This window comes from Sphingomonas leidyi, from assembly GCF_011761945.1.
Taxonomy (GTDB): domain Bacteria; phylum Pseudomonadota; class Alphaproteobacteria; order Sphingomonadales; family Sphingomonadaceae; genus Sphingomonas; species Sphingomonas leidyi.
The window spans coordinates 246,702-270,089 of record NZ_JAASQV010000003.1 but is presented as its reverse complement, the minus strand read 5'-3'; the positions used below and the strand labels follow the sequence as shown (position 1 = coordinate 270,089).

25 protein-coding genes are annotated in these 23,388 nt (G+C 68.0%); 13 read left to right on the top strand and 12 right to left on the bottom strand.

The window, feature by feature from the left end; genetic code table 11:
• The first annotated feature begins 1 nt into the window (after position 1).
• Genes FHR20_RS16615 through FHR20_RS16575 form a run of 9 tightly spaced genes read left to right on the top strand, consistent with a single transcriptional unit; the run spans position 2 to position 6,214 of the window.
• Positions 2-1,174 carry a flagellar hook-basal body complex protein gene (locus FHR20_RS16615; protein WP_167300741.1) on the top strand — a complete coding sequence of 391 codons (1,173 nt, stop codon included), beginning with the start codon at positions 2-4 and terminating at the stop codon, positions 1,172-1,174.
• Entirely contained in the window at positions 1,171-1,953 is a 783-nt protein-coding gene (locus FHR20_RS16610; protein ID WP_167300740.1) for a FliM/FliN family flagellar motor C-terminal domain-containing protein, read from the top strand. Before FHR20_RS16615 ends, FHR20_RS16610 begins: the two co-directional genes overlap by 4 nt.
• Positions 1,954-1,961: 8 nt before the next feature.
• A complete protein-coding gene (locus tag FHR20_RS23075; RefSeq protein WP_167300739.1) occupies positions 1,962-2,279 on the top strand; it encodes a FliM/FliN family flagellar motor switch protein in 318 nt (105 codons plus the stop codon).
• Entirely contained in the window at positions 2,267-2,704 is a 438-nt protein-coding gene (locus tag FHR20_RS16600; RefSeq protein ID WP_167300738.1) for a hypothetical protein, read from the top strand. The genes FHR20_RS23075 and FHR20_RS16600 overlap by 13 nt, the downstream gene beginning before the upstream one ends.
• Positions 2,704-3,417: a flagellar type III secretion system pore protein FliP gene (fliP, locus tag FHR20_RS16595; protein WP_167300737.1), complete on the top strand. Its 714-nt coding sequence runs from the start codon at positions 2,704-2,706 to the stop codon at positions 3,415-3,417. The genes FHR20_RS16600 and fliP overlap by 1 nt, the downstream gene beginning before the upstream one ends.
• Complete coding sequence (locus FHR20_RS16590; protein WP_167300736.1) at positions 3,414-4,157, top strand: sigma-70 family RNA polymerase sigma factor; 744 nt, start codon at positions 3,414-3,416, stop codon at positions 4,155-4,157. The genes fliP and FHR20_RS16590 overlap by 4 nt, the downstream gene beginning before the upstream one ends.
• 11 nt (positions 4,158-4,168) lie before the next feature.
• Positions 4,169-4,729, top strand: coding sequence for a tetratricopeptide repeat protein (locus tag FHR20_RS16585; RefSeq protein ID WP_167300735.1), 561 nt, complete (start codon positions 4,169-4,171; stop codon positions 4,727-4,729).
• A gap of 13 nt (positions 4,730-4,742) precedes the next feature.
• The gene (locus FHR20_RS16580) at positions 4,743-5,096 is read left to right on the top strand and encodes a hypothetical protein (RefSeq protein WP_167300734.1); all 354 of its coding nucleotides are present in this window, start codon (positions 4,743-4,745) and stop codon (positions 5,094-5,096) included.
• Positions 5,093-6,214, top strand: a complete 1,122-nt coding sequence (locus FHR20_RS16575) for a tetratricopeptide repeat protein (protein WP_167300733.1) — start codon at positions 5,093-5,095, stop codon at positions 6,212-6,214. Before FHR20_RS16580 ends, FHR20_RS16575 begins: the two co-directional genes overlap by 4 nt.
• Positions 6,215-6,352: 138 nt before the next feature.
• On the opposite strand, the gene FHR20_RS16570 is transcribed toward FHR20_RS16575, so the two are convergent.
• From FHR20_RS16570 to FHR20_RS23070, 6 genes are all read right to left on the bottom strand, one after another.
• Positions 6,353-8,383 carry a flagellar biosynthesis protein FlhA gene (locus FHR20_RS16570; protein WP_243857486.1) on the bottom strand — a complete coding sequence of 677 codons (2,031 nt, stop codon included), beginning with the start codon at positions 8,381-8,383 and terminating at the stop codon, positions 6,353-6,355.
• Complete coding sequence (locus tag FHR20_RS16565; protein WP_167300731.1) at positions 8,380-9,453, bottom strand: EscU/YscU/HrcU family type III secretion system export apparatus switch protein; 1,074 nt, start codon at positions 9,451-9,453, stop codon at positions 8,380-8,382. The genes FHR20_RS16570 and FHR20_RS16565 overlap by 4 nt, the downstream gene beginning before the upstream one ends.
• Before the next feature lies 1 nt (position 9,454).
• On the bottom strand, positions 9,455-10,210 hold the full coding sequence (locus FHR20_RS16560) for a flagellar biosynthetic protein FliR (RefSeq protein ID WP_167300730.1): 756 nt from the start codon (positions 10,208-10,210) through the stop codon (positions 9,455-9,457).
• A gap of 2 nt (positions 10,211-10,212) precedes the next feature.
• Entirely contained in the window at positions 10,213-10,482 is a 270-nt protein-coding gene (fliQ, locus tag FHR20_RS16555; RefSeq protein WP_086130312.1) for a flagellar biosynthesis protein FliQ, read from the bottom strand.
• Positions 10,483-10,619: 137 nt separating this feature from the next.
• Positions 10,620-11,405, bottom strand: a complete 786-nt coding sequence (locus tag FHR20_RS16550; protein WP_167300729.1) for an HAD-IIB family hydrolase — start codon at positions 11,403-11,405, stop codon at positions 10,620-10,622.
• Between the two features lie 209 nt (positions 11,406-11,614).
• A complete protein-coding gene (locus tag FHR20_RS23070) occupies positions 11,615-12,421 on the bottom strand; it encodes a MipA/OmpV family protein (RefSeq protein ID WP_167300728.1) in 807 nt (268 codons plus the stop codon).
• 162 nt (positions 12,422-12,583) lie between these two features.
• Here FHR20_RS23070 and FHR20_RS23065 point away from each other — a divergent pair, with 162 nt between their 5' ends.
• From FHR20_RS23065 to FHR20_RS16530, 4 genes are all read left to right on the top strand, one after another.
• Positions 12,584-12,718: a hypothetical protein gene (locus tag FHR20_RS23065; protein ID WP_279589459.1), complete on the top strand. Its 135-nt coding sequence runs from the start codon at positions 12,584-12,586 to the stop codon at positions 12,716-12,718.
• 292 nt (positions 12,719-13,010) lie between these two features.
• Entirely contained in the window at positions 13,011-13,607 is a 597-nt protein-coding gene (locus FHR20_RS16540) for an RNA polymerase sigma factor (RefSeq protein ID WP_167300727.1), read from the top strand.
• Positions 13,597-14,559, top strand: a complete 963-nt coding sequence (locus tag FHR20_RS16535) for a FecR family protein (RefSeq protein WP_167300726.1) — start codon at positions 13,597-13,599, stop codon at positions 14,557-14,559. The genes FHR20_RS16540 and FHR20_RS16535 overlap by 11 nt, the downstream gene beginning before the upstream one ends.
• A complete protein-coding gene (locus FHR20_RS16530) occupies positions 14,546-16,897 on the top strand; it encodes a TonB-dependent receptor (RefSeq protein ID WP_208413690.1) in 2,352 nt (783 codons plus the stop codon). Before FHR20_RS16535 ends, FHR20_RS16530 begins: the two co-directional genes overlap by 14 nt.
• 13 nt (positions 16,898-16,910) lie before the next feature.
• Here the strand turns inward: FHR20_RS16530 and FHR20_RS16525 are convergent, their stop codons facing one another.
• The 6 genes from FHR20_RS16525 to FHR20_RS16500 are packed head-to-tail and all read right to left on the bottom strand — an operon-like array spanning position 16,911 to position 23,374.
• Positions 16,911-17,864, bottom strand: coding sequence for a hypothetical protein (locus tag FHR20_RS16525; RefSeq protein ID WP_167300724.1), 954 nt, complete (start codon positions 17,862-17,864; stop codon positions 16,911-16,913).
• A 13-nt stretch (positions 17,865-17,877) separates the two neighbouring features.
• Positions 17,878-20,229, bottom strand: a complete 2,352-nt coding sequence (locus FHR20_RS16520; protein ID WP_341786469.1) for a TonB-dependent receptor — start codon at positions 20,227-20,229, stop codon at positions 17,878-17,880.
• Positions 20,230-20,233: 4 nt separating this feature from the next.
• Positions 20,234-21,181, bottom strand: coding sequence for a FecR family protein (locus tag FHR20_RS16515; RefSeq protein ID WP_167300723.1), 948 nt, complete (start codon positions 21,179-21,181; stop codon positions 20,234-20,236).
• Entirely contained in the window at positions 21,171-21,659 is a 489-nt protein-coding gene (locus FHR20_RS16510; RefSeq protein ID WP_167300722.1) for an RNA polymerase sigma factor, read from the bottom strand. Before FHR20_RS16510 ends, FHR20_RS16515 begins: the two co-directional genes overlap by 11 nt.
• Positions 21,625-22,527: a ChbG/HpnK family deacetylase gene (locus tag FHR20_RS16505; RefSeq protein ID WP_167300721.1), complete on the bottom strand. Its 903-nt coding sequence runs from the start codon at positions 22,525-22,527 to the stop codon at positions 21,625-21,627. Before FHR20_RS16505 ends, FHR20_RS16510 begins: the two co-directional genes overlap by 35 nt.
• Positions 22,502-23,374 (bottom strand): glycosyltransferase family 2 protein, encoded by an 873-nt coding sequence (locus FHR20_RS16500; RefSeq protein ID WP_167300720.1) that lies wholly within the window; start codon positions 23,372-23,374, stop codon positions 22,502-22,504. The genes FHR20_RS16505 and FHR20_RS16500 overlap by 26 nt, the downstream gene beginning before the upstream one ends.
• Between the last annotated feature and the right edge of the window lie 14 nt (positions 23,375-23,388).

Genomic DNA, 23,388 nt, shown 5'->3' with positions numbered 1-23,388 from the left:
CATGTTCGGTGCCATCTATATCGGCCTCAGTGGCCTCAACGCCTATTCCCGCGGACTCGAGCAGGTCAGCAACAACGTGACCAATCTCAACACCTCGGGCTTCCGGGGTTCGACGGTGACGTTCCAGAACTATTATGGCAGCGGCAGCCAGGGCGGGCTTTCGCACGACACCGACAGCAATGGCGGCGGCAACGGAGTCGGCATCGGCCAGAGCCGGCTCGACCTGAGCGCCGGCCAGCTGCGGCAGACCGGGCGCGACCTGGACCTGGCGATCGACGGCGGCGGCTTCCTCGTCCTGATGGACGGCGACAAGATGCTCTATGCGCGCACCGGCAGCTTCGAGGTGGACAACAAGGGCTTCATCGTCCTTTCGGGCACGAAATATCGGCTGGCGACGCTCGATTCCTCCGGCCGGCCGGTGAGCCTTTCGATCGATCAGAAGCGCACCAGCGCCCCGCTCGGCAGCACCACGATCACCTTCACGGACAATCTGTCGAACACTGCCGTCAACGCAGTCACGATCAACGACATGGTCGTGTACGACAGCAAGGGCGGCTCGCACAAATGGAGCGCGAAGTTCGAAAAGGGCACCGCCGCCGGCGAATGGACCGTCAAGATCAGCGACGAGAAGGGCCTGGTCGCGACCAAGAGCCTCAAATTCATCGGTAGCATCATCGATCCCAGCGCCGCCAAGATCGAAGTCGAGGATACCACCAACAACTTCAAGGTGACCTTGGATTTCTCGGCCGTGCAATCCTATTCCTCCGGCGATGTCTCCAATCTGCGCGCATCCTCGATCGACGGGCACGGCGTAGGCGCGCTGACCACCGTTACCGTGAACGCCACCGGCAATATCGAGCTTGCCTATTCGAACGAGCAGAAGCTCGACCTGGGCGCAGTCGCGCTCGCCGATTTCCGCGATACCCAGTCGCTGGTCGAGAAGGATGGCGGCCTGTTCACCTATAATGGCAGCGGCGAGCGCATGTATCTTGCCAGCTCCGATCCCCGGGTGGGCCTGGTCAAGGCCAGGCAGCTGGAGGCCTCGAACGTCGACCTGTCCAAGCAGTTCGGCGACCTGATCCTGATCCAGCGCGGATTCCAGGCCTCGTCGCAGATCGTCAGCGTTTCGAACGACATGATCCAGCAGCTCTTCGGCATCCGGGGCCAGGGATGACGCTTCCCTGCCGATCCTGGCTGCCCGACGGAACGCTCGCGCCCGCTTCGGTCCAGAACCTGCTCGCCGGCATGGTCGAGAGCTGGTCGGGCGAGTGGTTCGCGGGCGAGCCGATGCGCGTCGCCGGGGGGCTCGCCCGCATTGCGGCACCGCGCACCGAATTGCGCAAGGCCGTGTGGCATTGCTGCGACGAAGGGGTGGCGATCGGCCTGCCGCCGGCGGGGGTGATGGCGCTGGGGGCGATGGTGCTCGGCGTGCCCGCAGCCGCGGGCCAGCGCAACGCGCACGATCTGGCGCTGCTCGAGGCACTGGGCAAGGAATGCCTGGATGGCCTCAAGTCTCGCCTCGTCCAGTGCCTCGCGCTGGGCAAGCCGGTCTGGCATCCATCGGAGGCGGGGCGCGGCGAGGGGGCGATACATCGGCTCGAGGCCGTCACCGCCACGCGCGGGCTGACGCTCCTGATCGAGCTGTCGGCGCCCTGTTTCGCGCGCTTCGTGCGGGAGGTGCTGCCCGAGCCGGCGGTCGGTGTGCCGCTTGGTTCCGGCAGTGCCGCGCTTGCCGGAATTCCCGTGTCGCTCTCCGCGTTGCTCGGCCGCAGCCATATCACCGTCGCCGATCTCGCCGGGCTCGGCTGCGGCGACGTGCTCGTGCTCGACCGCGCGACCGATGACATCCTGCCGCTCGCGGTGGACGGGGTGCCGCTTGCGCGGGGCCGCTGTGCCGTCGTCGAAGGCAAGCGCGGTCCCGCGCTCGAAATCATAGAAGCTCCAACCCGATGAGTAGCCCCGTGACCGAACCGAGTGATATCCTGCCCGCCGAAAGCCAGCCCGCCGCAGCCAAGCCGGAGCGGCCGGCGCCCGCACGCGTCAGCAGCAAGCTGATCGAGAATGTCGGCGTGCAGCTCGAGGCGTTTCTGGGCGCTGCCCCGATGACAGTCGCCGACTTGACCGGCCTGGCCACCGGCGCGGTGGTGACGCTGGATGCACAGCTCAATACGCCGGTCGAACTGCGCCTGAACGGCGTGGCGGTGGCGCGCGGGGAGCTGGTCGCGGTGGGCGAGAAGTTCGGCGTGCGCCTGACCGAGATCGCGCAATGGCCCGATTGAGTGCAGCATGCGCATGTCTGACGGCATTCCTGGTCCATGCCCCGGCCGCGCTCGCGCAGCCGGGGCGGCTGGGCGGCGGCGGGAGCCTGAATCTTTCGCTCACGCGGATCGTGATGGCGTTGCTCCTGTGCCTGATGCTCGCGGCGCTGGCCGCGCTGGCGCTCAAGCGCAGCGGCGGGCGGATCGACCTTCCCCGATTGCGCGGGCTGGTTGCGGCATTGCCGGCGCAGCGGCGGGTGGAGGTGCTCGAGACGCGCCGGGCCAGCCAATATGCCGATATCTGCCTGTTGCGCTGCGACGGGCGCGAATATCTCGTGCTTTGCGGGCAGCAGCAGCACCTCCTGCTGCGCGAGAGTGCGTGTCCGGTTCCGGCCTCCGCCCCCGCTTCGGCCGCGCCGCCGGGCGCGGAGGGGGAGGACGGCTGATGCGCCGCGTTCGCGCCGGCAAGGCGTGCCTGCTGGCCGTCGCGCTGCTTGCTCCCGCCACTGCCCTGGCTGCCAACGGCACCGGCATCAGCACCGATCTGGTGCGCACCATGTTGCTGCTCACGCTGCTGGCGGTCGCTCCGGCGATCTTCATCAGCATGACGAGCTTCGTGCGCATCGTCGTGGTGCTGGCGATGGTCCGCCATGCCTTTGGCATGCCCGAAACCCCGCCCAACCCGGTGCTGATCAGCCTCGCATTGTTCCTGACGGCTTTCACCATGGGCCCGACCTTGACCGCCGTGAACAGCCAGGCGCTCAAGCCGTTGATGGCCGGCAGCGTTACCGTCGAGCAGGCGATCGAGAAGGGGAGCGGACCGCTGCGCAACTTCATGCTCGCCCAGACCCGCGACAGCGACATCGAGGCGATCTACGCCATCGCCAAGGCCCCGGTGCCGGACCGGCCCGAGCAGGTGGAACTGCTCAAGCTCACGCCCGCCTTCATCCTGAACGAGCTGCGGGTCTCCTTCACCATCGGCTTCGTCATCCTGCTGCCCTTCCTGCTGATCGACCTGGTCGTCGCCTCGATCCTGCTCGCGCTCGGCATGATGATGGTCCCGCCATCGACGATCTCGCTGCCGATCAAGATCCTCATGTTCGTCCTGATCGACGGTTGGGGGCTGATCCTGCAGGGCGTGCTGGGAAGCTTCAGATGAAGCAGCGCCGGGGCGGCACTTCCTCGGGCCTCGACCTGTTGCTGATGCCCCCGCGCGTGGAAGCGTCGCTATGGCGGCGTTTCCGCTTCGAGCGCGAGTTCAGGTGCCGCGAGCAGATCTTCACGCGGTACCGTTCGCTCGCGCGCGCCCTTGCCCGGCGCCAGCTGCGGACGCGGCCACGCAACGGCATCGAGCTCAACGACTTGGAACAGTTCGCCTATGAAGGGCTGCTGGTCGCGATCGACCGGTTCGACCCGCTGCGTGGCATCCCTTTTGGCGCCTTTGCGCGGCGCCGGATCATCGGCAGCATCGCCGATGGCGCGGCGCGGATGAACGAGAGCGACGCGCAATATAGCTATCGCCGCCGGATCGAGACCGAGCGGCTCCGCTCGATCGCGGCGGAGACCGGCCCGGCCGATCCGCTGGGCGCGCTCGCCGACCTTGCCGCCGGGCTCGCGATCGGCTTGATACTCGAGGGAACCGGCCTGGTCGAGCCCGAAGACGGGATCGACCGGCGGCCCAATGCCTATGAGAGCCTGGCATGGCGCCAGCTCAACGCCCAGCTCGCCCGCGAGATCGAGCGCCTGCCCGAGCGCGAGGCAGCGATCATTCGCCAGCACTATGAGAACGGAGTAAGCTTCTCGCAGATCGCGCAATTGCTCGGCCTGTCGAAGGGGCGCGTCTCGCAGCTTCACGCCCAAGCGCTGGCGAAGCTGCGGACACGGATAGGATATCGTTGATGGAGATGGACATGACGCTTTGCAGTGACGAGGAGATGGCGCAACTGCTCGCCGCGATGCAGGCGAGCATGCCGGACGAACTCGGCCTCGCCGACCGGCTGATCGAAGCCTATCCCGACGATGCCCGGCTCCACTTCCTGCGCGGTTCGATGCTCGCCGGATCGGGGCGCCCGATCGAGGCGCATGCCGCCCTGAGCCGCGCCGTCGCGCTGGCGCCTGACTTTGCGCTGGCCCGCTTCCAGCTCGGTTTCTTCGAGCTCACTTCGGGCGAGGCGTCGCGCGCACTCGCAACCTGGGAGCCGCTCGATACGCTGCCGTCCGACCATTATCTCGCGCATTTCGTCCGCGGACTGCGGCATCTGATCCAGGATCATTTCGGGGAGGCGATCCGCGAGCTGACCGAAGGGATCGCAGTGAACGAGGAGAATCCGCCGCTGAACCGCGACATGCGGCTGATCATCGACGAATGCAGCCGCCTGGCCGGCGACGGTGCCCCGGCAAAACCGGCGGAAGAAGAGGCTTCGGCGACGTCCTTCCTGCTCGACCAGATCGAGCGCGGCACGACGCACTGAGCGCGCGCGCGACATGACACGCATCGGCAATGTCGACCAGGTGCTGCTGCTCCTGCACGAGCAGCTGCAACGCACGAGCCGCAATCGCGGCACGGCACGGCAGGGCCGGACCTCCCGTGCCGAGACGGCATCCGCGCGCCCGCTCGACCGGGTTCGCGCGCTCGCCGCGCTCGACACGCTGGAGGAAGAGGAATTGCGCCGGGCGATGGTCCGCGGACTGCTTGCCGAACAATTCGGCGAAGCGGTCGGGAACGATCCGGCGCTGATCGCCATCGTCGATCAGGTGAGCCGGATGATCGGCGAGACGCCCGAAGGGCGCGAATTGATGGACAGGGCCCTGGCCCAGTTGAGGGAATCTCGAGCATGAACCAGACCGCCACCGCGCAGAGCCGCCACGATCGTCTCGCGGCATTGCTTGCCGAGGATCCGGACAATGTCGCGCTGATCGCCGACGCGGCGGAAGCAGCCTTCGCCGAGGAACGCTTCGACGCCGCGGAGGAACTGCTCGATCGCCATGCGCGGCTCCAGCCATTGACGCCCCAGGCCCAGCATCTGGCCGGACTCGTGGCGATGCGCCGGCTCGACTGGGCGCGCGCTGCCGATCTCTATGCTGCGCTGTTGGCCGGGGGCGCGGATGCGCCGCCGGTGCGCTTTAACCTCGCCTGGTCGCTCGCCATGGCCAAGCGCTTCGACGAGGCGCTGGCCGCGCTCGACATTGCGACCAGCACTGCCTTGCCGCAGGCCGCGCAACTTGAAGTGCAGCTGTTGCACCAGCTCGGCCAGTTCGATCGCGCCGGGGAGCGCGCACGCACGCTGATCGCGCTCCATCCCGAGCATCGCGGGCTCAACGCCATCGTCTCGACTCTGGCGGTCGATATCGAGGACACCGATCTCGCGGCGCGCACCGCGCGAATGGCCGGTGATCACCCCGACGCGCTCACCACGCTCGGCACGCTGGCGCTCGGCGAGGACGATCCCGCGGCCGCGGCGGAGCTGTTCGAGGCGGCGCTGGCGCGTGCGCCGGGCGCCCCCCGGGCCTGGATCGGGCTGGGGCTCACGCGCATGCTGGGCGGCGACCAGGGGGAAGCCGCGCGCGATCTGGACAAGGGGGCCGAGATGTTCGGCACCCATCTGGGCTCGTGGATCGCCGCGGGCTGGGCGCACGTCCTGGCCGGGGATCGCGCCGCCGGCCGCGTCCGCTTCGAGAAGGCGCTGGCGCTCGACGACAATTTCGGCGAGGCGCAGGGTTCCATCGCGGTGATCGAGCTGCTCGAGGGGCATATCGAGGAAGCGCGCCGGCGCACCGCGATCGCACAGCGGCTTGATCGGGAGAGCTTCTCGGCGGCGCTTGCTTCGATGCTGCTCGCCGCGGGCGACGGGAACAGCGAGCGGGCGGCCAAGATCTTCGAGACCGCGCTCCACACGCCGATCGGGGACGACGGCAAGACATTGGCGCATGCGTTGGCGAAGCTGGGCGCGCGTTAGGCTGAAGGCCTTCGTTCTTCCTTCAGCGCCGCGTTCTCCACCGCCATCCCCGCAAGGGCGAGGATGGCGGAGTTTGCCGATCGCGGGCGGATCGTCACGGCGACATCCGCCCCGTCGCACGCTGGAGTGGCGCTCGGCTCACCCTTCCAGCCGGACCACGTCGAACGATTTCAGGTTCACTCGCATCGGGATCTCGCTCACCGACAGGATCGAAAGCTTGGGGATGCTGCGGCGCGTGAGGTTCTTCAGGTGGCGGCGGATCTCGCTGCCGCACAGCAGCACCGGCGCGCGGCCCTGGCGGAACATCTCCTCGCTCATCGGGGCGAGGCGGCGGAGGATCTGCTCGGCAAGGCGCGGTTCGACCGCGAGCGAGCTATGGCCGGCATTGGCCCCGATGCTGGCGACGATCTGGTTCTCCACGCGCGGATCGAGGCTGAGCACCGCCAGGTCGCCATGGCTGCCGCGCAGCTGGTGGCAGATGGCATAGCTCATCCGCTGGCGAATCTGTTCGGTCAGCTCGATCGGGTCCTTCTGGATGCGGGCCAGGTCGACGAGATGCTCGACGATCAGGTCGAGATTGGCGATCGACACGCCTTCGCCGAGCAGGTTCTGCAGCACGCGCTGCACGTCGGACAGCGTCAGCGTGTTGGGGATCAGGTCCTCGACCAGGCCGGGCTGGCGCTCGCGCACTTCGCCCAGCAGCCCCGCGACGGTGGCGCGGGTGAGCAGGGTCGAGGTCTCGCTGCGCACGATCTCGCCGAAATGCGTGACCATCAGCGTGATCGGATCGATGATCGTATAGCCCGAATCGCGCGCGGCCTGGGCCTCGTTCTCGGCGATCCAGAAGGCGGGCATGCCGAAGGCCGGGTCCACCGTTTCCTCGCCGGCGAGCCGGCCCTTGGCGCCCTGGTTGGCGATCGCCAGCACCCGCTCGGGCTGGACCTCGGTAGCGCCGTAGCGGGCCCCGAACAGCCGCACCTCATATTCGAAGCTGCCCAGCCCCTGGCCGTCGACGAGCTTGACCGCGGGAAAGCCGATGCCCAGCTCCTGCTCCTGGGCGCGGCGCAGGCCGGCGAGGCGCTCGAGGATGAGGGCGCCTTCCTTTTCCCACGCCCGGCCGAGTTCGGCGCCGAAGCGGATCTCGACCGCGGGCACCGGCGCGGTGCCGGAGGCCATCGTCTCGTCGGTCGCGTCCTCGTCCGTGCCGCCCTGCGCAGCGGTGCGGCGACGCAGGCGCCACCATGCGAAGCCGGCGGCCGCGCCGATCAGCAGGATCGGCCATTTGGGCATGCCCGGCATCAGCATCAGCGCGAGCAGCACCGCCGCGACGATCAAGGGGATGCGCGGTTCGGACGCGAGCTGGCGGAAGACCTCGGTGGAAAGCTGCCGGTCCGCCGCCGAGCGGGTGACGATGATGCCGGTGGCGATCGAGATGATCAGCGCGGGCAGCTGGGTGGCGATGCCGTCGCCGATGGTCAGCAGCGTGAAGTGCTGCAGCGCCTCGGGCCATTCCATGCCCATCTGGCTGACGCCGACGATCCAGCCGGCGATGATGTTGATCAGCAGGATGATGATGCCGGCGATCGCGTCGCCCTTCACGAATTTCGAGGCGCCGTCCATCGCACCGTAGAAGCTCGCTTCCTTTTCCAGCTCCTCGCGCCGGCGCACCGCCTCCTTCTGGTCGATCAGGCCCATGTTGAGGTCGGCATCGATGCTCATCTGCTGGCCCGGCATCGAATCGAGCGTGAAGCGCGCTGCGACTTCGGAGACGCGCTGGGCGCCGCTGGTCACCACGACATATTGGACGACGACGAGGATCGAGAAGACGACCAGGCCGATCACGAAATTGCCCTGCACCGCAAAGGCGCCGATCGATCCGATCACATCGCCGGCATTGCCGCCGGTCAGGATAAGGCGGGTCGCGGCGACGTTGAGCGACAGGCGATAGAGCGTCGCGACAAGCAGCAGCGAGGGGAAGGTGGAGAATTCCACCGGCTTGCCGACATAGAAGGTCAGCAGCATGATCGTCAGCCCCAGGCCGAAATTGATGATGATCGCCAGGTCGAGAAAGGCCGGAGGGATCGGCACGAACAGGATCACGAGGATCGCGATCGTCGCTCCGACGAGCGCCAGGTCCTTCTGGTTGCGGAACAGCTTGTCGAACATCATGCGGTTTCCGAAGGGTGCGAAGCGCGGCGGAGCGCGATGTAGAGCTCGGCCACTGCCTCATAGGTGGAAGGGGGGATCGCGCCGCCCGCCTGGCAGGCGCGGAAAAGGGTGCGCGCGAGCGGTGGCCGCTCGAGGATGGGGATGCCCAGGCGGAACGCCTCTTCCTTGATCGCCAGCGCGAAGCGGTTGCGGCCCTTGGCCGAGACTTCGGGCGCGATCATCCGTTCGGCATCGTAGCGCAGCGCCACGGCGAAATGCTCGGGATTGACCACCACCAGGTCCGATCCCGGCACCGCGCCCAGGCCCTCGCTCTGCTTGACGAACTCGGCATGGAGCTGCTTGCGCTTCTGCTTGATGCGCGGATCGCCCTCGCGGTCCTTGGCCTCGCGCGTGACTTCGCGCCGGCTCATCCGCATCTGCTTGAGGAACTCGCCGCGCACCAGCACCTGGTCGAGGATGACGAAGCCGATCGCGATCGCGATGAACACGAAGATCAGCCGCAGCCCGGCGCCGGCAAGCGCTTCGGCCAGCCGTTCGCCGTCGCTCGCGGCGATCGCGAAGCGGGCGATGGCGTCCTTGACGACGAACCAGGCGGCGATCGCATAGACCGCCGACTTGAGCACCGTCTTCAGCGTCTCCTTCAGCATCCGCATCGAGAAGAGCCGCTTTAGGCCGGTGGCGGGGTTGAGCCGGTTGAAGTCCGGCTTGAGCGGCTGGGCCGTGAACATCAGCCCGCGCAGCTGAAGGATCTCGAGAAAGATCACCACCGCCATGATCGTGCCGCCGAGCAGCGCAAGCGGCTGGATCGCGGCCCAGGCGATGGTGCCGATCATCGCCTGGGCCTGTTCGGGATCGCCCGCCCGGTCGATGCCGGCGGAAAAGGCCTTGCGCATCAGCTCGGCGATCTCGCCGACCATCGTCGGCCCCGCCACCGCGCCGAACCCCGCCAGCGCGACCAGCCCGCCCAGGAAGCCGAGTTCCGCGCTGCGGGCGACCATGCCCTTCTCGCGTGCCTTCTTCAGCTTGAAGGGTGTCGGTGCCTCGCTGCGATTCTGCTCCTGCTCGGCCATGTCAGATCAGCCGCGGCATGGTTTCGAGCGCGGTTCGCATCAGCCGGGCGAAGAGCGCGCCGGAGAAGGAAAGGGCGAGCGGCAGCGCCGCGATGGTGGCGAGCGCCTTCACCTGGAATCCCAGGAGCAGCACGTTCATCTGCGGCAGGGTGCGCGACAGGAAGGCGACGATCAGGTCGAGCAGGAACAGCACGAGCAGCACGATCCCCGCCAGCCCGATCGCCATCAGGAACACCGTGCCCATATATTCGATCAACGGCGCCGGGTCGCCGCCCAGGCTCGCGGCACCCAGCGGGACCTTCTCGACCGAGGCGGCCCAGATCGCGAGCAGGTCCCCGGGCGCGCCGATCGCGAAGAATATCGCGGCACCGGCATAGGCGAAGAACGTACCGGCCAGCGGCATTTGCGCGCGGGTGGTGGGATCGACCAGCACCGCCAGTCCGAACCCGGCCTGGATGTCGATCGCGCGCCCGGCAGTGAGCAGGGCCGCGAAGGCGAGCTGGAGCGCGAGCGCGAGCGATATGCCCAGGAAGAGTTCGCCCAGCACGACCACCGGCAGGCCGGCATCCCAGAAGGGCGCGCGCCAGGTCGCGTCCGGATTGCCGGAAACGAGCCAGGCGGAAAGGGTGATCGCCAGGATCAGCCTTATCATCGCCGGAATGCGCAGCAGCGTGAAGGGCTGGGCGAAGCTCAGCGTCGGCGCGATGCGCAGGCTCAGCAGCAGCACCGCCACCGCCTGGTCGGTCAGGTCGCCCATGATCAGCTCGCGAGCGTGGGGATCACCAGGTACAGGCCACGCGCGAAATCGGTGATCCGCGCGATCATCCATGGCCCGAGCAGGATGAGCAGCATCGCCGCCACGAGCAGCTTGGGCACATAGCTCAGCGTCATTTCCTGCATCTGCGTCGCGACCTGCAATATGCTGATCAATACCCCGACGACGAGCGTGGCGAGCAATACGGGGCCCGCAACGATCAGGCAGTTCCACAACATGTCGTCGAGCAAATTGAGCGCGCGGTCGGCTTCCACGAAATCCCCCCGGATTTTCCGATTGCCGCGCCGAATCGACGATTCGGCGCGGATTCGTTAACTATAATCCACACGGATCCGCGCCAAAGCAAATAGCTTTGAATTCAACGGCTTTGGTTCAAATTTCCGGGAGGCCTTCAACCGCCCGCCGGCGAGGGGCGCGCCGGCAACGGCGCCTGGCCGTGCAGGCAGGCTATGATGGTGGCGATGACCGTGCGGGTCTCGTCGGGGTCGCGAACCTGGATGGCATCGATGCCGGTCCGGCGCGCGGGCTCGTCGTTGCCGCCGGGATACAGGGCGTCGCCGACGAACAGCATGTCGGCAATGGGGATGCCGCTCTCGCCGGCGAGCCTTTCCAGGCCATGGGCCTTGTCGATGCCGCGGCGCGTCACGTCGATGGAAGTCGTGCCGCCGAGCCGGATCGACAGATCGGGCAGCAGGCGCTGCAACTCGGCCTGCAGGGCGGTGCGCTTGCTCCGGTCGGGATCCCATTTCGCCTTGGCTTCCAGCGGCGCGTCCTGGCCGAGCCCGGAAAAGGTGAGCTGGCTTCCGCGATCCTCGATCCGCTCGCCCCAGATCTTCTCCGGGGGGAGAGAGGCCTTGCCGAGCGCCTGGTCGAACGCGGCGAGGATTGCCGTTCGTTCGGCATCGCTGAAGCGCTCGGCATAGACCTCCCGCCATTCGCCGGCATGGCGATAGAGCTTGGTGCCGGTCGTCGGCATCAGCCACAGGCCCCGCCGGCGCGTGCCGACGGGCAATCGCTCCGCCACCTGATGCCGGAATTGCGGCCAGTCGCCGCCGGAGATCACGGCCGCATCGACGATATCGAGCAGCCGCGCCAGCAGGTCGGCCATTTCGCGCGTGAGCATCTGCTTGCTCTCGGCGAGCGTGCCATCGAGGTCGAAGGCGACCAGGCGCTTCATTCGCCCGGCTCCGAAACGGGGTTCCTCATGTCCGGGAAGCAGGATGTCTTCATGGTGCGGCAATCGATTCGACCGAGCGATGGTTCCGCGGCCATCGTCCCTCCGCAAGACCCTCTCGATCCGTGAACCAGAGGTGGAGCGCGGTTTGGCGGGGAAGGCAGCCCGTGCCTTCCCCCCTTGTTGCTCGGGCCTCGGGGCTGGCGCTTCCCCTATTGGCCCAGGCGATAGGAGACCGAGAGGAAGCCGAGCGGTTGGGTCTTGTGGACGACGATCGGGCTGTCCTTGACCTTCCCGAGCAATGTGGTGACGCCACCGGTGGCGGCGAGGCTGATGCGGTCGGTCAGGCGATATTGGGCGGTCAGCATGGCCGAGGCGTCGTTGAGGCCGCTGCCCGGGCGATATTGCCGAAGGCCCGAGGCGCGGGATTGCGCGGCATTCACTCCGAAATACCGGTCGTTATGCTTCCTGTCGGCCCAGCTTGCCGCGATCGTGGGAACGAGCATGAAGCGCGACGAGACGAAGACCGGCCGGGAGAGGCTGGCATCCGCGATGACGCCCTTGGTGCCGCCGGCGAAGCCCTTGGTTGCTCCGATCGTCGCGACGAAGCCGGCGGCCTTGAGGCTCATGAAGCCGCGGGCCCCGGCGCCGAAGGAGAGCTCGCCGATTCCCTTGGGCGCGTCCTTGCTGCGATAGCCGGGCATCATCGTCACGCTTGCCCCGATGGTGACATGGTCCGTGTCAACGGCGTTGACGCCTATGCCGTTGCGCAGGTTGGCGAAGAAGGGTCCCCATGCGATATCGATCACCGGGAGGGGCATGACGCGATAGTCGTCGGCGCCCTGATAGGCCGGGGCATAGCCTGCGCCGATACCGAGTACGAAATGGTCGCGGTTGCGCTCCGGCTGCGGTTGCGGCTGGATCTGTGCCTGGGACTGCGCCGCCGCCGGGATGCCCGAGAAGGTCAGGATCGCCGTGGCGATCGCGAGGCAGAAGGGCGTGCTGATTGGACTGTTCACAGATACTCTCTCAAGAATGGCACCGCGGGGCTCGCGGGCGCGGTTGGGGATGGGATGGGAGGCGTTCCGGGCGCGAGGCCGTCGCCAGCCGGTGAAGATCGTTCGCCAGCCTCGGGCAGCGCCCGCGAGGGAGCGCATCGCGCCGCCTTGCCGGAAGCCTGCTTGCGCGATGACGGCTTCGATCGCGGCAATCTGTCGCGGATCATAGCCGGCGCCGTGGATGCGCTCGCGCTCCGCCGCGGCCACGCCCCGGCCGTGAAGGCGATACAGGATCGCATAGCGGCGAAGCGCCTCTAGGCGCGGGTTCGCCAGGGGCGAATGGGGGGGCGGGCCAAACGGGTAGAGCGCGAATCGCTTCTTCGGCAGAATGCTCGACAATGGATCGCGGCAGGCGAGTGCGAGGACCGTGACTTCCAGGCTCGTCAGCGTTTCGTTGCGCACCGTTCGTCTCCTTTCCTGCCTGAGACACCGGCGCCTTCGACCACCCTCATCAAAAAAACGGCAGGCTCGCGTACCGGCCGATCGCGGCTGTTCGTTACGCTCTCGGCAACGGATTGTTCGCGGTCTGCTCCGGGGCTAGTAACGCCGCATGTCGGACGACGAGCGCGATGGGCAGAGTCTCGCCGGTGGCGGTCTGGTTCGGACCTTCACCGAGACTCGCTCCGCATTGGCGCGCTATCTCTCGCTGCGTGGAGCGACCGCGGACGAGGCCGACGACATTCTCCAGGAGGTGCATCTCAAGCTCCTGGCAGAGCGTATCGGCCCCGTCGCCGAGCCGCGCGCCTATCTCTATCGCATGACGAACAACCATTTCCTCGGGTGGCGCCGCTCTGCGGGGAGGCGGGTGCGGCGCGAGGAGGATTGGGTCGACGCGCATAGCGGGGAGGAGCGGGAAATCGACGAGCAGCCATCGGTCGAGGCGCATCTCATCGCCCGCGAGCAGCTCGCGCTGCTGCAGCGCGTGCTCGACGGACTGCCGGACCGGACCCGCACCATCTTTCGCCGCTTCCGGATCGATGGCGAACCCCAGCGCCGGATCGCCGCGGATATCGGCATCAGCATCAGCGCTGTCGAAAAGCATCTGGCGCGCGCCTATGAAGCCATCGCGGCCGCAAAATTCCGGCTTGATGGGGATGGCGGCGATCCGCGGCATCTCAGGATCGAGAGAGGTCGTCATGACATCTGAGGCACAAGGCAGCGCGCGCGCCCGCGCCATCGAATGGCACATCCGCCTTCGCCACGGTGACCATGCGGCATGGGAAGCGTTTGCGGAGTGGCTGGCCGAGGACCCGGTCCATGCGGCGCTCTATGACGAGATCGAACAGGCCGACCTGGCCCTGGAGCCGCTGTTGCCCGCGGTGACCTTCCGGGAAGCGGCCAATGACACGGATATCGACGACCGGCGACAGAGCCCGCGCTGGCGCTGGTGGGGGCTCGGCGGCGGCGCGGCGGCTGCGGCGGTTGCGGCGATGCTGGTTCTGGTCCCTCAAGCCACCAACAGCCGATACGAAGTGGCGACCGGTCCGGGACAGCGCAGGACCATCAGCCTGGAGGCGGGAACCCAGGTCACGCTCAACGGCGCGACGCGCATGCGGTTCGACCGCAAGGATCGGCGCTTCGCCGCGCTCGAGGCGGGGGAAGCGCTCTTCCAGGTCCAGCATGACGGCGCCAGGCCGTTCACGCTCGAGGTCGCGGGCCGCAGAGTCGTGGACGTGGGAACCGTGTTCAACGTCGTGCGCGACGCCCGTGCCGTCCGCGTGGCGGTTGCCGAGGGCAAGGTCCTGTACGAGTCCAAGGGGCGAACGATTTCCCTGGATGCCGGACAGGCGGTGCTCGATACATCCTCGGCGGAGGCCCCCAGGGTGTCTCGAACCGCAATCGGCTCCGTCGGGGCATGGCGGAAGGGGCGGCTGGTCTATTCCGGAGAGCCCCTTGCGCAGGTGGCGGCCGATCTCGGCAGGGCGCTCGGCATGCGCATCACTCCGGCACCCGACGTCGCCGATCGCCCGTTTTCCGGTACGATTGCCCTGCGCGGGACAGGGCCCGCCGAGCTCGAGCGCCTGACGCCGGCCCTGAACGTGACGTTCAGGCCGGACGCCGGCGGCTGGACGATGACTGCCGCCGGTGCGGAGCGTTAGATGGGCGGCTTTCGCCGCGACTTCCATTCTCGGTATCGATGCCGCCCATGCGCAGCGATTCGACGTTGCGCCCGGTCGCCTCGGCGATGTTGCGGCTGCCCTGGGCGAGCAGGGCGGGGCTACCATCGCGGTGACCGACCCGGATCTGGCCGCCAGGCGATCCCCCGGAGTCAGGGGCAATTTCCCCCTGCGCACCGCGCTCGACCGCGCCTTGCGAGGCACCGGCACGCAAGCGATCTTCTATGATCGCAATACCGTCCGCATCGTGCGGAAGCGCCTCCCGGCGAAGAAGGCCGAGAAACGAGTGCCGCCACCCGCTCCGCCGGTCGAGCCCGATTGGGCTCCCGAGATCGTCGTCACCGCCAGCAAGCAGTCCATCCCGATCGACAGCTATCCGGGATCGGTGAAACTCGTGGCGCTGGATCCCGGCTGGGTGGCGCGCAATGCCGCCGGGGGTACGGCCGCGATCACGAAGCTGCTGCCCTCGGTCGGGTCCACCAATCTCGGCTCGGCACGCAACAAGCTGTTCATCCGCGGCATTGCGGACAGCAGCTTCAACGGCCCGACCCAGGCCACCGTGGGCCAGTATCTTGGGGACGTCCGGCTCAACTACAATGCGCCGGACCCGAACTTGAACCTCTATGACATGAAGCGCATCGAGGTGCTGGTGGGGCCGCAGGGCACGCTCTACGGCGCGAGTTCGCTGGGCGGCATCATTCGCCTCGTTCCCAACGAGCCGGATACGCATACGCTGTCGACGACGGTTTCTGCCGGGGTCAGCGGCACCCGGTTCGGCGGCATCGGCGGCGATGGCGCCACGATGCTCAACGTGCCGATCGCGGATGGCCGGGTCGCCGTCCGCTTCGTCGTGTTCGCGACGCGCGAGGCAGGGTATATCGATGCTCCCGCGCGCAAGCGGCGAAACATCAACAACACGACCAGCTATGGCCAGCGCCTGGCCGGGCGCGTCGAGGATCTGTGGGGCTTCTCCGTCGATTTCGGCACCGCCACCCACAACACCTCCACTCAAGATGGGCAATACACGCTCCGTGGCGATGCGCCGCTGACTCGGGACAACGCGATCGCCCAGCCTTTCAGGAACACCTATTACCTGACCTATCTCACCGCGCGGCGGCGGCTCGGGCGCGCCGAGCTGGTTTCGACCACGTCGATCGTGCGCCACGACCTGCGGACCATTTTCGATGCGACGGGCCATGACGGCTCCGGCGCGACCGCGCGATACGAGGAAAACAACAACATCACGCTCTTCAACCAGGAAACGCGGCTGTCCGGCGGCGGCGGGCGCTTCCCCTGGGTGGTCGGCATTTCGAGCATCTACAACATCAGCGCATCGTCCCGCTCGCTCGGGCCTCCCGAGGCGCCCGCGCGGATCGCGGGCGTCGTCAACCGGCAGGCGGAGGCGGCCATCTTCGGCCAGCTCTCGAGGCCGTTGTTCCGTCGCCTTACCGGCACGATCGGCGGCCGAGTCACGTTCGCGCGCAGCGTCGGCAATCTGCTCGACAGCCCGGTGGAGAAGTCGAAGGAGCCGTTCATCAACGAGCTGCGCTTCTCGCCGACCCTCGCACTGGACTGGCACCCGAGCGGGAAGTTCTCGGCCTTCCTCCGCTATCAGCAGGGATATCGCGCCGGCGGCCTGGCCGTGGCACCGTCCGGATCCGCACTGGAATCCCGGAAGTTCGCGACCGACGACCTGATCATGAGCGAGTTCGGCATTCGCCTGGGCAACCAGGAGCGGGATCGCCTGTCGGTCCGCGCCGCCTTGTTCTATGCCGACTGGAACAACATCCAGGCCGATCTCATCGACCGTTCGGGCCTTCCCTATACCGCCAATATCGGCAGCGGGAGGATCTATGGCCTGGACGGCGATATCGTATGGCGTGCGTCGCCGGACCTGACGATCACCGCATCGGCCTTCCTGAACAACAGCGAGCTCTACGCGCCCGCGCCGGAATATGTTGCCCCGGGCGAGCGGACCCTGCCGAACGTGGCGCGCAACGGTGCGCGCGCCGTTGCCGCCTGGCGGCACGAGATCGCGTCGGGCATCACGCTCAGCGGCGAGGCCTCTCTGCGCCATGTCGGCGCGTCACGGCTGGGGGTCGGGCCGCTGCTCGATATCCCGCAGGGGAATTATTCCGTGGGCGACGTCGGCAGCCGATTGGGCTTTGGCAGGTTCGGCGTTTCGCTGGACGTCACGAACCTCGGCGATGTCCGCGGCAACAGCTTCGCCTTCGGCAACCCGTTCGGCCTGGCCCAGCGCAATCAGATGACTCCGCTGCGGCCACGGACCATTCGCCTGGGCCTCGACGCGCGCTTCTGAGGGTTCCGCCACCCTATTCCGGCTCGACCGCGGGCCGATCCTTCGTGCCTTCGGCGCGATTGGCCCCGGGCAGCCAGCTTCGCAGCATGGGCAGATAGGTCAGCGGCAGCAAGGCGATGTGCGCGGCGATGGTGAGTGCGGCCACCAGCGCGATCGCGCGCGAAGTATCCGATCCGGCTCCCAGCGCGAATATCGTCGCGCCGGCGAACAGCGCATCCTTGTTCGGGAAGAGCGGCAGGCGCGAGAGCATCAGGCGGATCGTCGCGAGCAGCAGCAGCCAGGCTATCGTCGCCTGCGGAACCAGCACGTGCCACATCACCGTGAGCAGGAGAATCGAGAAGAGCAGCCGCAGCAGGTGGGCGGCGAAGATCCGCCAGAGCTCCCGGTGCGACAGGCCGAACAGCGCATTGCGGAACAGGAAGATCGCCAGCGACATGAATGTCACCAGCCCGATGGATATGCCCAGCGCCCGCAGCCAGCCGGCATCGATCAGCGACCAGAGCATCGGGGCCGTTGCCGCCATCATCGCCAGTGTCGCGACGTTTCCGGCGGCGGCGGAGAGAATCGCCACGTCCTTGACCGCGGCAGCCGCATTCGCGCCGCCCCCATGCTGGCGCACCCATAGATAGAGCTGCGCGTCGCCCGAATAGCCGAGCAGCAGTTCGTTCGCGATCTGCTTGCGCAGCAACGGCAGCATGCCGCTCGGCGGGAGGTGCCAGAGCTCGCGATAGATCAGCCACTCCACGCCCGGAACAAGGAGGTAGGAGGCAATGAAGGCGACCCAGAACAGCGGATCGCCGGGCGTGGATCGCAGCAGATCGGCGAAATCCAGCCCGCGGACGGCGAACACGATGGCGCCCAGCGTGACGATGGACAATGCGATGCCGAGCCAGCGCAGCACGCGCTGGCGCCGCGGGTGCGCGTGATCGGGGCCGGGATCTCCGGTTGTTGGGGCGGTGTCCGTCATGGGATCGTCCGTCTCACCAATTGACGGTCATGCCAAGCCGTGCGCTGCGCGGCCGCAGCGGCGTCGCCTGATCGCGCACGACGAGGGTGAAGGGGTTGCCGAAGGCGAACCGATTGGCCGCGGCATTCAGGAGATTGTCGACGTCCAGCGACAATTCGATCCGGCCGATGCGCGCGCCTGCCGACGCCCCGATGACCCAGTAGCGGCCCTGGCTGATGTCGAGGAAATCGCCCGTGCCCAGCACCGAGCGGCCGACATAATTGGCAGTCACGCCGAAGCGTGGCGCGAAACGGCGCGTGGGTGCGCTGTAGGAGAGGCTGGCGACGGCGGCGAGCGGGGGGGTTTCCGGAAGGCGGCGGTTGTCGCGCTTCGAGGCGTTGGCGATCGGCCCGATGACCCGGTTGGCGGTGAAGAATATCGATCCGCCGGCATGGAGACCGCTGACCGGCACCCAATCGAAATTGGCTTCGATGGCGCGGATCCGGGCGTCGCCGATATTCGCCGTATAGGGCTGGCCGCGCTGGGTGATCAGATCGGCCTGGATATTGCTCCAATGCGCGGTCGACAGATCCAGCGAGAAGGCGAGGCCGGTGGGGCCGGCGCGCAGCTTGCGAATGCCGATTTCGCCCACCTGGATAACGTCCGAGAGATAGTCCGCGACCCGGCCGGTGCCGGCCGCGACGGCAAGGCCGCCGGTGCGGTAGCTCGTCTGGAAGCGGCCGAACAATGCCAGTGTGGGAGCCAGCCGCCAGGAGAAGGCGAGGGTGGGGTCGACCCGGTGCGTCGAGCGCCCCTTGGTGAAACTGCCGCCGCGTGGCGTGCTGGAGGGCTCGCCGTCATTCCGGCCCATGGTGGCGCGCGCGCCAAGGGTGAGGGAAATATCGTCGAACACCGCGAAGCTCGCTTCGCCGAACAGAGAGGCCGCCCGCGACACATTGGTGACGCCGATCAGCGACCGGTCGGTGGCCGAGATCTCGAGCGCGCGCGAGAGGATGTCGCGATCGCTGACCAGCGTGAAGCCAGCCACCCAGGAATTGCCGTTGCCGAGCGAACGCGACAGGCGGGTTTCGTGGCTGACGAGCAGCTTGTTGCGGTCGGCGCGATACTGGGTGGTGGGGCCCGATCCCCGCGGCGACGCGTCGAACTGCTCGACCGAATGCTGCGCGACGATTCCGTTCGCGATGATCAGGCGCAGTCCGCTGTCCCAATCCTTCGAAGCGACGACTCGCCCCAGCCAGAGCGCGCTGTGGAAGGGCTGGGCGAGGCGCGAGTAGCGCACCAGCGGCTTTCCCGCGACGTCCGAATACTGGCCGTCGCGCATGTCGATCGATTGGATCGCACCGCTCGCTTCGACTCGCCAGCCGTTGCCAGGGTCCAGGCGCAAGGCCAGCCGCCCGCCGACGGTGTCGATGCGATTGGTGTTGTGCAGGCCCCGCTTGGCGTCATCGATATAGCCGCCGTCGCGCACCCGATAGGCAACGGCGCGCAGGCCCAGCCTGTCGCGTATCACCGGCATGTTGACGATCCCGGCCAGATCGAACCCGGGCTCGCTATGGTCGGTGGCGGTCGCCCCGCCGATCATCGACGCGGACGTATCGGTCACGCTGGCCGGATTGGAGGTCAGCCGGATCACGCCGCCGATCGCTCCCGAGCCGTAGAGCGTGCCCTGTGGCCCCTCGAGCACCTCGACGCTGCGCATGTCGTAGAGGCGCAATCCCGCGTCCGGGCCGGAATAGTTCAGCTGGACGTCATCGAAATAGACGCTGGTCGGCGATTGGGTGCTGCCGTTGAAGCTGCTGTCGGCCACGCCCCGGATGAAGACCTTGTTGCGGCCGGGGCCGAGCAGGGTGCTCTGCAGGATCGGGGTGGAAGCGGCGATGTCCGACAGGCTGTTTCCCGAGGGGGCCGGGATCTCGCTGCCGCGCAGCATGGTCAGGCTGCCCGGATAGCGAAGGAGCGGCACGCGTTGCTTGTTCGCCTCGACCACGATCTCGTCGGATTCCGCGGGCTCCGTGGCGGGCGCCGGCGCGGGCTTCGGTCTCTGCTTCGGTCGCGACGGGGCGGGGGCGGGGGCGATTCGCGCACGCACGATGCGGTATCCATGGCTCGCGCGTTCCGCCTTGTAGCCGGTGCCCGCGAGCAGGCGGGAAAGCGCCGTGGCCAGATCGGGGACGCCGCTGACCGCAACGGTCCGCACGCGTGACAGTCCGGCTTCGGTGCTGATGATTTCCACGCCGGTCTGGCGCGAAAGCATCAGCAGCGCCTGGTCGAGCGTCGTCGCCGGTATCGACAGCGTGGTCCGCTGCGCGCGTGCGGGCGAGGACGGCAGCGCCAGCAGCAGCGCGAACGCCGGCGCCCATGCCACGGCTCTATGGCGCCTCCGACAATATCCAGCGATTGCCCTCACGTCGCGACGTTGCCCCGATCAGTTCGGCCAGATGCGGTACGTCGCGATCGGCAGCTCCGGTGAAGCGGACCATGCCCGTAAAGGGTTTGTTGGACAAGTTCGGGGCAAGTGCCAATTCGGTACCGTAGAGGCGCGTCAGCGCGGCCGCGACGTCGCCCACCCGCGCTCCGTCGAAGGACAGGCTGCCCGTGCGCCATCCGCCCACCAGCTCCGGCGCCAGGCGCGAGCGGGCGATCCTGCCGCTGCCCCTGTCGAGCGCTACCGCATCGCCGGCGCCGAGGCGCAGTGCCTCGCGCTCCGGCGCGACCATGACCGAACCCTCGGCCACGGCGACATGGATCCGCGTGTCGGCCACGGCGAGATCGAACACCGTGCCGAGATCGCGCACCGCGACGCCGGCGGCGTCGACCGTGAACGGCCGCGCCGGGTCATGGCGCACATGGAACACCGCTTCGCCGCGCTCGAGCGAGGCGAAGCGGTCGTCGGCACGGTCGAGCCTGATCGCGGTGCCGCCGCCGAGCTCGATGCGCGTGCCGTCCCCAAGCGTCACCGTCTTGCGCTCACCATTCGCCGTGGCGACGACATAGGCGCTCGACGGCGGCTTCAGCAGACCCGGCTGGAGCGCCACCACCGAAAGGGCGGCGGCGACTGCACCGCCCGCGCCGAGCGCCCACCACCAGCGGCGTGGCCCGGCCGGGTTGTCGTTGTCGGCAACGGGCGCGGGCGCTGCGGAGAATGTCGCCGCGTCGAGCAGCCGGTCGCCGGCCGCCAGGCGGTCATAGGCTTCGGCGTGCGCGGGGTCCGCCTCGAGCCAGGCGACGAACGCCGCCCAGCCGGTTTCGTCCGCCTCGGCGAGCCGCAGGTGCCAGGCGATCGCCTGGTCGACGATGCTCACTCGGTCAGCCGTCATTGCTGCCCCCTTTCGTCTCGCCCGAGGCATCGGGCTCCGACAGCGAATCGTGAATCCTGCGATAGGCGCGCGCCAGCAGCTTCTCGACGCCGCTCACGCTGATGCCCAGATGCTCCGCGACTGCCCGTTGCGGCTGCTCCTCCAGCCTGAACATGCGCAGCGCCGTCGCCATACGTTCGGGCATCGCGGCGATCGCCCGTTCCAGCGCCCGCCGATCGTCGGCCGCGGCGATCGCCCCTTCCGGGTCGGCGACCGCCGCAGGCGGAGGCTGCACCGCCAGCCACGCGCCGTCGCGCGCCACGCGCCGCGAGGCTGCTATGCGGCGATCGGTCGCATGGTTCGCGGCCATCCGGTACAGGAAGGCCGCGGGCTGCGCGATCGGCGCCTGAACATGGTCGAGCTTCAACCATAGGTCCTGGAGTGCGTCTTCGGCATCGTCACGGCTACCCAGCCGCGCGGCCAGAAGCCGCCGCAACATGGGCCGCTGCGCAATGAAACTGGCCTTCAGATCTTCTTGCGACACTTCCGCGCCGACCCTCCGCTCGTCCGGGGAACGCCATCCCGGCGCGCGCAGCCATGTCGGCGATCGGGAGTTTGATCAAGGTCTCCGCTTCACGGCACCGCGCGCCGGCGATCGTGTCATCCGCGCGCGCGCCGGCGCCAGGGTGGCACATCACCAGATGCATGCCGCGTCCGCCGCGCAGGAAGCGGTGGAAGAGCACGGCATAGTCCCGGGCGAAATCATAATGGCCGCCAAAGCTGTCGTTGGTCGCGATGCCATAGGCGGCGGCGGCACGGCGGAAGCCCCGCGTATGGAAGCTGCTGCCGATCGCCTTGCCCAGGAAGGGGCGCTGCACCATCGAGGAGAGCCGATCCGAACAGGCACGGACCCAGCTCTGGGGCGCGCGGCAGGCGACTTCGGCGAGCACGATCTCGCGTATGCCGGGCAGGGCATGCGCATGCTGGTGGCCGTCGACGAAATCGGGCGCGCGGCCCATCGCCTGGACGAACGCGGCGAACTGCGCGCGGATCTCGTCGGCGATCTCGCCGAACGGCAGGTTCCAGCGCGCCGCCCGGCGCTGAAGCGTGTTGATGTCGGGCAGCACGCCGCGCGGCGCGAGTTCCGGCATCGGCGTAAGCGGCCGCTCGCCGGTCAGGGTGAGGTGCAGGCCGATCTGGACATGCGGCGGCACCGTCCGGAGCAGCAGGCTGTCCTCGTGCCAGCCGGGCATGCCGGTCATGCAGCTGATGGCGTTGAGCTTGCCGGCCTTGGCGAGGTCGACGATGGTCTCGCTCACTCCCCGCGAATAGGCGAAATCATCAGCGCACAGAATGAGTCGGGACAAGCTCGGTCTCCTCGATCTGCTGGAACTGGCGCTCGCGGATGCACTGGCTGAGCAGCCGGCGCCGGCGCAGCCGCCTGGAAAGGAAGGAATAGAAGAACCAGTCGCCGGCCCAGGGCGCGGCGGCGGAATAGACGATCCGCTCGAACAGGTTCCAGCGGATCGAGTGGCGGTCCCGCTCGCGGGGCGAGGGCATGCACCACAATGCCTCGGAATAGAGCATCGTGCCCTTGCGCATCATGCGGTGGATCACTTCGTGATCCTCGAGCACGAAGTTCCAGCGATCGGGATCGAAGCCGCCCACGGCGCGCAGCGTCGCGGTGCAGAAGGCCTGGCCGGCGCCGCCGGTGTGCGACTGGCGCGGCAGCAGGCGTGCGGCCATGCGGATCGTCCCGGCCCGCGCCGCGCGGTCGTCCGCGCTCGCGCCGGGGTCGACGAAATAGGCCCCCGCGGTAACGCAATTGCGCCGCGAGAGCAGCTCTTCCGCGGTCGCGAGATAGTGCGGCGGATAGAGCGTATCGGCGTCGCAGGTCGCGGTCCAGCGGGTGCGGGACCAGCGGAACCCGGCACGCAGCGCCGAGACCTTGCCGGGCGTGCGCTCGGTGACCAGCATATGGTCGAGGCCGTGCCTGCGCGCCGCCGCTTCGGCGACGGCCGCGCTGCCGTCGGTCGAGCCATTGTCGACCAGGATCAGCCGGAAGGGCACGATCTGCCGCGCGAGGCTGGCGATCGTGCCGGGCAGGAGCTCCCGCTCGTTGAAGAAGGGAATGATCACCGTCCAGTCCGCGACCGCATCTTCCGCTGTGCGGCGCATCGATGGCGGCAATGCGCGTTCCAGATCGACGTACATATTCCGTCCCCACC